At 70.4% G+C, this 8,600-nt stretch carries 7 protein-coding genes; 2 read left to right on the forward strand and 5 right to left on the reverse strand.

Going from position 1 to position 8,600, the window contains the following annotated elements:
* Nucleotides 1-42: 42 nt before the first annotated feature.
* Together A5764_RS09115 and A5764_RS09120 are read left to right on the forward strand one after the other, a co-directional pair.
* Nucleotides 43-639 carry a carboxymuconolactone decarboxylase family protein gene (locus A5764_RS09115; RefSeq protein ID WP_067111927.1) on the forward strand — a complete coding sequence of 199 codons (597 nt, stop codon included), beginning with the start codon at nt 43-45 and terminating at the stop codon, nt 637-639.
* Complete coding sequence (locus tag A5764_RS09120) at nt 636-1,514, forward strand: sigma-70 family RNA polymerase sigma factor (protein WP_067111930.1); 879 nt, start codon at nt 636-638, stop codon at nt 1,512-1,514. The genes A5764_RS09115 and A5764_RS09120 overlap by 4 nt, the downstream gene beginning before the upstream one ends.
* Nucleotides 1,515-1,648: 134 nt before the next feature.
* Here A5764_RS09120 and A5764_RS09125 read toward each other — a convergent pair whose 3' ends face one another.
* From A5764_RS09125 to A5764_RS09145, 5 genes are all read right to left on the reverse strand, one after another.
* Nucleotides 1,649-2,164: a hypothetical protein gene (locus A5764_RS09125; protein WP_231989654.1), complete on the reverse strand. Its 516-nt coding sequence runs from the start codon at nt 2,162-2,164 to the stop codon at nt 1,649-1,651.
* 181 nt (nt 2,165-2,345) lie between these two features.
* Entirely contained in the window at nt 2,346-2,561 is a 216-nt protein-coding gene (locus A5764_RS09130) for an MbtH family protein (RefSeq protein ID WP_067111936.1), read from the reverse strand.
* The gene (gene mbtG, locus A5764_RS09135) at nt 2,542-3,849 is read right to left on the reverse strand and encodes an NADPH-dependent L-lysine N(6)-monooxygenase MbtG (protein WP_067111938.1); all 1,308 of its coding nucleotides are present in this window, start codon (nt 3,847-3,849) and stop codon (nt 2,542-2,544) included. The genes A5764_RS09130 and mbtG overlap by 20 nt, the downstream gene beginning before the upstream one ends.
* Entirely contained in the window at nt 3,846-8,225 is a 4,380-nt protein-coding gene (locus A5764_RS09140; RefSeq protein ID WP_197501243.1) for a non-ribosomal peptide synthetase, read from the reverse strand. The genes mbtG and A5764_RS09140 overlap by 4 nt, the downstream gene beginning before the upstream one ends.
* On the reverse strand, nt 8,222-8,600 hold a 379-nt coding region (locus tag A5764_RS09145; RefSeq protein ID WP_156664586.1), incomplete at its 5' end, for a phosphopantetheine-binding protein. The genes A5764_RS09145 and A5764_RS09140, both read right to left, overlap by 4 nt.

The following is an 8,600-nucleotide window of genomic DNA, read 5'->3' on the forward strand; positions in this document are numbered from 1 at the left end:
CTAGCAGGACCACATTCGGTGACACGCTCGAGGAGGACTGCCATGCCACGCCTTCAAGGAGTCTCGGACCGCGACGCCGGCCTGGGCGCCAAGATCGCCTTCTTCTTCACCAAGCGCAAGCTGGCGCAGATGACCGGCCTTCAGACCGCGGGCATGCTCGAGCCGCTGCGCATGTACGCGCACATCCCGCGGCTGCTCAACGCCTACGGCAGGCTGGAGCAGGCCGAATCGAAGCTCGATATCCTCAGTCCCCGCCACCGCGCGCTGGCCGAGCTGAAGGCGGCGACGACCGTGCGCTGTGAGTACTGCATCGACCTGGGTTCACAGATCGCCCGCCAGTGGGGAATCACCGACAAAGAGCTGCTGGCCCTGTCGGATTACCGCAACGCCCCCTGCTTCTCCGACCTCGACAGGTTGATCCTGGAGTACGCGACGGCGATCAGCCGCACCCCGGTCGAGGTGAGCGACCGGTTATTCGATGCGCTGCGCGCCCACTTCGACACCCCGCAGCTCGTCGGGCTGACCCACGTCATCACGCTCGGGAATCTCCGCGCGCGGTTCAACATCGCGCTCGACATCGGCTCGTCCGGCTTTTCCGGAGACCGGGTGTGCGCCCTGCCCGAGACCGACCGCGCGTGACGGCGCCGGACGCGTTGCTATCCGCACGTTTCGAGGCGGCGCGGCCGCGGCTGGGTGCGATCGCCTACCGCATGCTGGGCTCGATCGACGACGCCCAGGACGCGGTGCAGGAAGCGTGGCTGCGGCTGAGCCGCACGGATTTGGAGATCGCCAACGTCGACGCCTGGCTGACCACCGTGGTGGCCCGCATCTGCCTGAACACGTTGCGCGACCGTCATGCCCGCGGACGAGAGGAGCTCGTCGCGCAGCTGCCGGATCCGATCGTGGATGCGGAAGGGGAATTCGATCCCGAACACCGGGCGATGCTGGCCGACGCGGTGGGGCTGGCGCTATTCGTGGTGCTGGACACGTTGCCGCCGGCCGAGCGGCTGGCATTCGTGCTACACGACGTGTTCGCCGTGCCGTTCGACCGGATCGCACCCATCGTCGAGCGGACGCCGGAGGCTACCCGCAAGCTGGCCAGCCGGGCGCGCCGGCGCATCGAGCAGGCCGACCCGACCCCCGACGGTGACATCGGCGCGCAACGCGAGGCCGTCGACGCGTTCTTCGCGGCGGGGCGCACCGGGGACTTCGACCGGCTGGTGTCGGTGCTGGATCCCGGCGTGGTGTTGCGCGGCGACTTCGGGTCGGGCGCCGCCACGTTCCGCGCCGAGGGCGCCTCCAAGGTGGCCAAGCTGGCGCGCAGCTACGCCGCGCCCGAGCGCGAGGTGCGCCCCGCCACGGTCAACGGCGCCGCCGGCGCGGTGATCTTCGTCGACGGGCGGCCTACGGCGATCATGGGATTCGTGGTGCGCGACGGCCGTTTGGCGGCGATCGACGTGCTGGCCGACCCCGAGCGCATCGCCAGGCTCGACCTCAGCGCGGTGGCTGGCTAGCGGCGATCGCGAGCGCGGCGGAGCCGGGCGAAGCGGGTCGCCGCCATCGGGACTAGCGGCGATCGCGAGCCCGGCGGAGCCGGACGAAGCGGGTCGCCGCCATCGGGACTAACCCGTCGCGGTTCCCCACTTGTTCACTGTCCTGCGGCTTGCAACAGCTCCATGGCCGAGGCGCGCGACAGCACCCAGCTGCCTTGGTTGCTGTTGATGAACGTGACGTTCTGCGTGATCGGGCTCGGAATCTTCGGACCCGAGACCGCGACATCGGCCGTGGCCGAACCGGGCCCGCCCGCTTGGATGTTGGTGACGTTGAACGCCAGCGGCAGGTCGCCGTTCTTGGCGGCCTTGGTCAGCTTGCGGTCGGCAACGTGGGCTTCCATCCCGCTGATGCCGCCCTCGACCAGGTTGCTCTTGTTCGCGAACGGAACGCTGGGATCGGCAAGGTTATTGAGCAGGCCGGTCAACTGAGCGGCGGTCGGGACGTTGGCGGCCGGGGCCGGCGCCGGATCTTGCGGCAGGGGCGCGCCGACCGCGGCCAGCCGCACCTGGGCGGAGCTGTCGGCAACGGATGCGACGGACGTCGCGCCGAAGGCCGCCGCGCCGACGGCGCCCAGAACTGCCACGCCGGTGGCGAGTGATTTGATTCGCACGGTCAGGTCCTCCCCTGTGCTCCCATGGACCGCATTGGCCCATGACATCTGTTGTAAGTGTGCCCTCTGTGACTGTTGTTCTGTGTCTCAGGGCGATCACGTTACGAGCAAGCTATGTGGAGAGCGCATGAACAATCTATGCGGCAGCTGTGTAGCCGCCCAGAAAGGCGCGCCGGCGGTGTCAGTCGGCGGCCATGGCCTCGCGCAGGCTCCGGGGCCGCATGTCGGTCCAGTTTTGTTCGACGTAGGCCAGGCATGCCTCCCGGCTGGCTTGGCCGTACGCCGCGCGCCAGCCCGCCGGGATGTCGGCGAAGGCCGGCCACAGGCTGTGCTGGTCCTCGTCGTTGACCAACACGAAGAACGTACCGCCGTCGTCGTCAAAGGGGTTGGTGCTCATCGCTTCTCCTCGTCGTTCGGTAGTTGACGGAACCCGCTGCACCCACCGTGGCTCCCAGCACCCGGTCGGACAGCAGTCCCAGGCAGCTCAGATTGGGAAACCCGGGCCCCTGGGTGAGCCCGGACAGGTTCGGCAGGAACAGCTTGGGCGTGACGTCGGTGACGGCCAGGTCGTGGCCGATCGCCTCCTGCAGGCTGTCGGCGGTCATGGGGCCGCCCAGCCCGAGCTCGAGCAGGTCCAGCGCGTCCTGGCTGAACAGCGACGTGAACCAGAGCGGGTCGGCGCCGGAACCGTCGATGACGAGGTCGAAACCATGCACCGTCTCGAGGTTCTCGCTGCCCCGGTTGGTGGACAGGGTCAGCCGGACCTGCCCGTCGCGGCCCACGGCGTGCGCGACCCGGCCCCGCAGGTGGTGGATGCGGTCGTCGGCCAGCAACGCTTCCTGCACGTTCGCCGAGAACACCCCGCGGTCGGTGCGGGCCAGCGCGTCGCGGCGTTCGTCGAGAGTCAGGGCCGTCCAGTCGGTGGGGTCGGAGAACAGGGAGTTCTCGAAGTAGCCCTCCCCCCGGGTGAACAACGTCACCTGCGGCGAGATGACGGTGATCGTCGAAACACGGTGGCGGAACAGCTCATTGAGCATCGAGGCGGCCGTCTCGCCACCGCCGATCACCGCGACCCGCTCGGCGCTGATCCGGTCGTCGCCCGCGGCGCGGTCCCAGAACTGGGCGATCGACAGCATCCTCGGATTGCCGGGCAGCAACGACTTTTCGGCCTGGCCGGGGCCGGTGATCATCAAGGCATCGCCGTACACGGTGGTTTCGTGCGTGTGCAGCGCCCAGCGGTCGCCGGCGACGGCGAGCCGTTCGACCTCGCCGTGCACGACGCCCAGGCCGACCTGGTCGGCGACCCACGCGAGGTACTGGCCCCACCGGCGGTGGGTGGGGGCCGGCCTGCCCCGGTCGATCCATTCGGCGAACGACGCGGTGGCGATCAGGTAGGACTGCCAGCTGTAGCGGGTCATCCGCTCGTCGAGTTCGGCGTTGCGGCGGGGCACCAGCGCCGACCGGTAGGGAAACCCGACGTCCTTTTCCGGGCTGGTGCCCAGCCGGTGCGCCCCATCGGTCCAGCCGCCGCTGGCCTGCCAATTAGCCCCGACGCCGATGCGGTCCACCGCCACGATGTCCGGGACCTCTTGGATATCGGGGCCCATGTCGCGCAACGCCGATGCCTTGGCCGCGACGGCCACCGCCTTGGCTCCGGCCCCCAGGATCGCAAGCGTTGGGGTCATCTCACCATCTCCCACAGTGCGTCGTTCCAAAGTTGTTGCAGCGCAGCGATATCTGCGGCATCGAGGATGTCGGGCAGTGCGCGCCACTGGGCGGCCAGCACGGGCGCCTCACCGGCGCCGAGGATGCCCGCCACCACGGTCAGTTCATGGCGCGCCGCCTGCTCGGGTTCTGGTACCGGCTCCACCTCGGCCATCAGGTCGCGGTCCAGCTGCAGGTCGCCGACGCCGACGTGGACACTCCCGAGGTAGTTCAGTAGCAGCTGGGGTTCCGGGTGGTCGCGCAGCTGGGTATCGGACCGCAGATACCGCAGCAGTCCGTAATCGATGGGATTGCCGGGGATGCGGGCCATGTCGGTGGACCCGTCGGAGTGGATGCGCAAGGGGTAGATCGCGCTGAGCAGCCCGACCGTGTCGCCGGTGTCGACGGTCTGATCGACGTCGACGTCCGCGCGACCGTGGGTCTCCAGCGCCAGTAATGGCGCCGGGGTCTCCTGGCCGCGTCGCCGCCGCCACGAGGTCACCGTCCGCGCGGCGGCGGTAACCAGCAGCTCGTCCATCGGCCGCGGCAGGGCCAGCAGTCGGGCGGTCAGGTCGGCCCCACAACTCGAGATGCTGATCGCCACGTCGCCGACCCGGTCGGCCTCCGGTCGCAGCCGGCGGGCGCCCAACGGCGGATCGACTCCCTCCAGTTCGGCGGCCCAGAAGGCTTGGGTGCTCAGCGTTTTGGCGCGCGCCGCCAGGAGCCCCGACCACTGCCGGTAGCTGGTGTGCTCGCGCGCCGGCGTGGGTGTGCGTCCCGCTGCCAGGGCGTGCAGGCCGGCGTCAAGTTCGCTCAGCACGATGCGCCACGAGGCCGGGTCCATCGCCAGCACGTGAGCCGTCAGCACCAGCACGCCGGGACCGTCGGGCTCGCGCAGCCACACCGCCGACAACAGCCGGCCGGCCTGCGGATCGAGACTTTCGACCGCGGCGCGGGTTTGCGTGGCGACCTCGTCGACGAGCGCGCCGCTGGCCCACGCTTCGCGAAGGATGTTCGTTTTCGGTTGTGCGACAAGCGTCATCGCGTCGCAGTCCAGGCGGCAGCGCAAAACCTCGTGCCCGTCGACGACAGCGCCCAGCAGCGCATCCAGGCCGTCGCGGGTGATCGTGCCGGGCAGCCTGATGACTTCGGTCTGCGCGAGCCGCCGCGGTTCGCCGTACTCGTAGAGCCAATGGATGTTGGGCAACACCGGGATTGGTTCGCCGACCTCGACCGCCCCGGCCAAGGCCGTCGGCCGCACCGCATCCGAGTCGATGGCGGCGGCGAGTTCGCGGATGGTGTCGCACTCCGTCATCAGCCTGGCCCGCATCGCGATGCCACGGCGGCGGGCGGCTTGAACGACGGACAAGGCCGCGAGGCTGTCCAGGCCCATTTGCAGAAAGCCGGCCGTGACGTCGACGGCGCCGGGCCCCAGGACGTCGGCGAACGCCTGGGCCAACGCCGCCTCGGTGGGCGTCTCGGGCGTGGCCGCCGTGCCCTCGGCGACCGGGATTGCGGCCAAGGCGTTTTCGTCGATCTTGCCGTGCGGGGTCAGCGGCAATTCGTCGAGGACGACGATGTGATGCGGGACCAGGTAGCGCGGCAGCCGACCGACCAGCATCGAACGCAGTTCGGCCGCCGCCGGCGGGTTCGGTCCGCCCGCCACGTAGGCCGTGAGGCGGGGGCCGCTGGAGTGGCTGCGGGCCGTCACGTAAGCGCTTCGCACCCCGTCATGGCCGCTGAGCACTGCGGCGATCTCGCCCGGCTCGACGCGGAAGCCACGGATCTTGAGCTGGTCGTCGCCGCGCCCGAGGAACTCCAGACCCCCGTCGGGCATGCGGCGCACCACATCTCCGGTGCGGTACATCCGGCGGCCGCGGCCGTTGGGGTCGGCGACGAACCGTGCGGCGGTCTCGCCGGCGCGCCCCAGGTAGCCGCGGGTCAGCTGGTCGCCCGCCAGGTACAGCTCGCCTGGGGCGCCGTCGGGCACCGGCCGCAGCCACGAGTCCAGGATGTAGGCGCGGGTGGTCCGGGTGGGACGCCCGATGGTGGGCCGCGGGTGTTCGTCGATGGCGGCGACAACGGCCTCCACCGTGGTCTCGGTGGGCCCGTAACAGTTGAAGGCGGTCATGGCGGTTCGGGCGCATTCGGTTTGGATCGCTTGCCACGCCGCGATTCCCAGGGCTTCGCCGCCCAACGCGAGCACCGCCAAAGGCACCCGGCGCAGCAGCCCCGCGCTGTGCAGCTGGGCGAACAGCGACGGCGTGGTGTCGATCATGTCCAGGCCGAATCGGTCGATCGTGTCCACCAGGGCCTCGGCGTCACGCTGGCGGTCGTCGTCGACGATGTGCACCGAGTGGCCGTCGAGCAACGCCGCCAACGGCTGCCACGCCGCGTCGAAGGTGAACGACCAGGCGTGCACGACGCGCAACGGCCGCCCGACCCGCGCTGCGGCCGGCCGAAGCACCCGGTCGATGTGGTCGCCGGCGTAAGCCGACAGCGCCCGGTGGGTACCGACGACGCCCTTCGGTGCGCCGGTGGTGCCCGAGGTGAAGACGGCGTATGCCGCATGGTCCGGTGGGACCGTGGGCGGCCGATGATCGGCGGGCGCGGAGGCCGCAGCCGTCATCGCGGCGAACAATGCCTCGTCGATGACGATCGGCGCCGACGTCTGGCGCAGGATGTCGTCGACTCGCGCGTGCGGCGTGGCCGGATCCAGCGGCACGATCATGGCGCCGGCCTTGAGGATCCCCAGCATCGCGACCACGTAGTTCGGCCCGCGGGGCAGCATGATGGCCACGGGGGTTTCGCTGCCCGCGCCCGCCCGGCGTAGGGCGGCGGCCAGCCGGTCGGCCAGCGCGTCGAGCTCGCGGTACGTCAGACGACCGTCTGTCCCGCTGATGGCAACCGAATCAGGCTGGGCCGCAGCGATTTCGGCGAACCGGGCGTGCACTACGACCGCGGGCTCCTGCATGCCGGACGAGCCGCTCGAGTGGTGCTCGCCGTCCAGCAGGACATCGACCTCGCGCAGCGGCCGGTCCCAGGTGTCCACCAACCGCTGCACCACCGCCAGCAGCCGCCTGCCCAGGCCTTCGGGCGCCATCGCGCCCAGGGCACCGTCGAGCACCTCGACCAACACCGTGAGCTCCCCCGCGCTCAGGTGCGCCGCGATGGTCACCGGGAAATGCGACACGCTCTCGAGCGCCACGGGACGGAAGGTCGCCCCATTTGCGGCGAACTCGGTGGCTCCCACCACCTCGCCGGGCGGAAAGTTCTCGTACACCAGCAGGGTGTCGAACATCTCGCCGACGCCGGCGAGGGAACGCAATTCGGCGTGCCCCAGGTAGCTGTGTTCGCGCAACGCGGCGGATTCGCGTTGCAGGGCAACGCATTGCACCCCAACGGTGTCGCGAGGATCCAGCCGCACTCGCAACGGCACGGTGTTGATGAACATGCCGACCATCGTCTCGACGCCCGAAAATTCGCCGGGCCGACCGGATACCGTCACCCCGAACGCCACATCGCTGCGGTCGGTGAACGCCGAAAGTATTGCTGCCCAAGCTAGCTGGACGAGCGTGTTAAGCGTGACCCCGCGCGCGCGGGCGGTGTCGGACAGCGCGGCGGTGGCCTCGTGTTCCAGCCGCACGGTGGTGCGACTCGGAATGCCCGCCGGTGGCGGCGTGGCGGTGAGGGCCGGCGACAACAGGGTCGGGCCGTCCAGGCCCTTCAGGTGCTGGGCCCACACGGCCCGGCTGGCCTCCTGATCCCGGGCGGCCAGCCAGCCGATGTAGTCGCGGTATGGGCGCGGCGCCGCCGGCAGTGCGGCGGTGTCGCCGCCCGCCCGATACAGGGCGAGCAGCTCGGAGACGAAAAGCGGCAGCGACCACCCGTCGATCACGATGTGGTGCGCGACGATGGCCAGACGCCAATGCTGGTCGGGCAATTCGATGAGCAGGAACCGGATCAGCGGCCCGCGGCCCACGTCGAAAGGCCTGCGCCGCTCTTCGGCCTCCAGTGTGTCGAGCTCGTCGGGTGCGGCGGCCACACATCGCCAGGGCACCTCGACGCGGCTCGGAATCACCTGCACTGGCCGGCTCAGGTTGCCGTGCACGAAGCTGGCCCGCAGGTTGGGGTGGCGGGCCAGCATCGCCGCCGCGCACTCGCGCAGCAGGGACACGTCGAGCGGGCCCACCGCGTCGGCGGCCATCGCGATGACATAGGGGTCGGCGCCGTCGGACTCCGCTGCCCCTGTTGCGCCCGCTTCTGAGGCCAGCGCCGCCATCGAGAACAGCCCCTGCTGCAAGGGACTGAGCGCCATCACGTCCTCGATGGCCGGTCGCTCGTCGGCTCGGGTCACGGCTGGCTGCCCCACGAGGAGGTCAGCGCCGCCAGTTCGTCGGCGGAAAGGCCGGAGGTGCTCATCGGCGCGTGATGCGTGTCCTGCATTTCCTGGGACACGGTTTCGGCCTGCGACTTGGCGTCGAGCGCGCCCGCGAGTTCGTGGAGCACGGGATGTTCGAAAACCATGCGCGGGGTCAACGGCAGTCCGGCGTCTCGCGCCCGCGCGGCGACCCGCACCGCGAGGATGCTGTCGCCGCCGAGGTTGAAAAATTCGTCGCGGCGCCCGACCTCACCGGCATCGAGCAGCTCGGCGAGGATGGCCGCCAGCGTGCGCTCCGTGGCGGTGCTGGGCGGCTCGGCGGGACCGGTGGCCGCCGGGGGGTGGCCGGCG

This window comes from Mycobacterium sp. 852002-51057_SCH5723018 (genome assembly GCF_001667035.1).
In the GTDB taxonomy this organism is placed as follows: Bacteria; Actinomycetota; Actinomycetes; order Mycobacteriales; family Mycobacteriaceae; genus Mycobacterium.

Coding starts and splice junctions, on each gene's coding strand:
- A5764_RS09115 (WP_067111927.1), top strand. CDS start 43: ATGCCACGCCTTCAAGGAGTCTCGGACCGCGACGCCGGCCTGGGCGCC.
- A5764_RS09130 (WP_067111936.1), bottom strand. CDS start 2,561: ATGAGCACCAACCCCTTTGACGACGACGGCGGTACGTTCTTCGTGTTG.
- mbtG (WP_067111938.1), bottom strand. CDS start 3,849: ATGACCCCAACGCTTGCGATCCTGGGGGCCGGAGCCAAGGCGGTGGCC.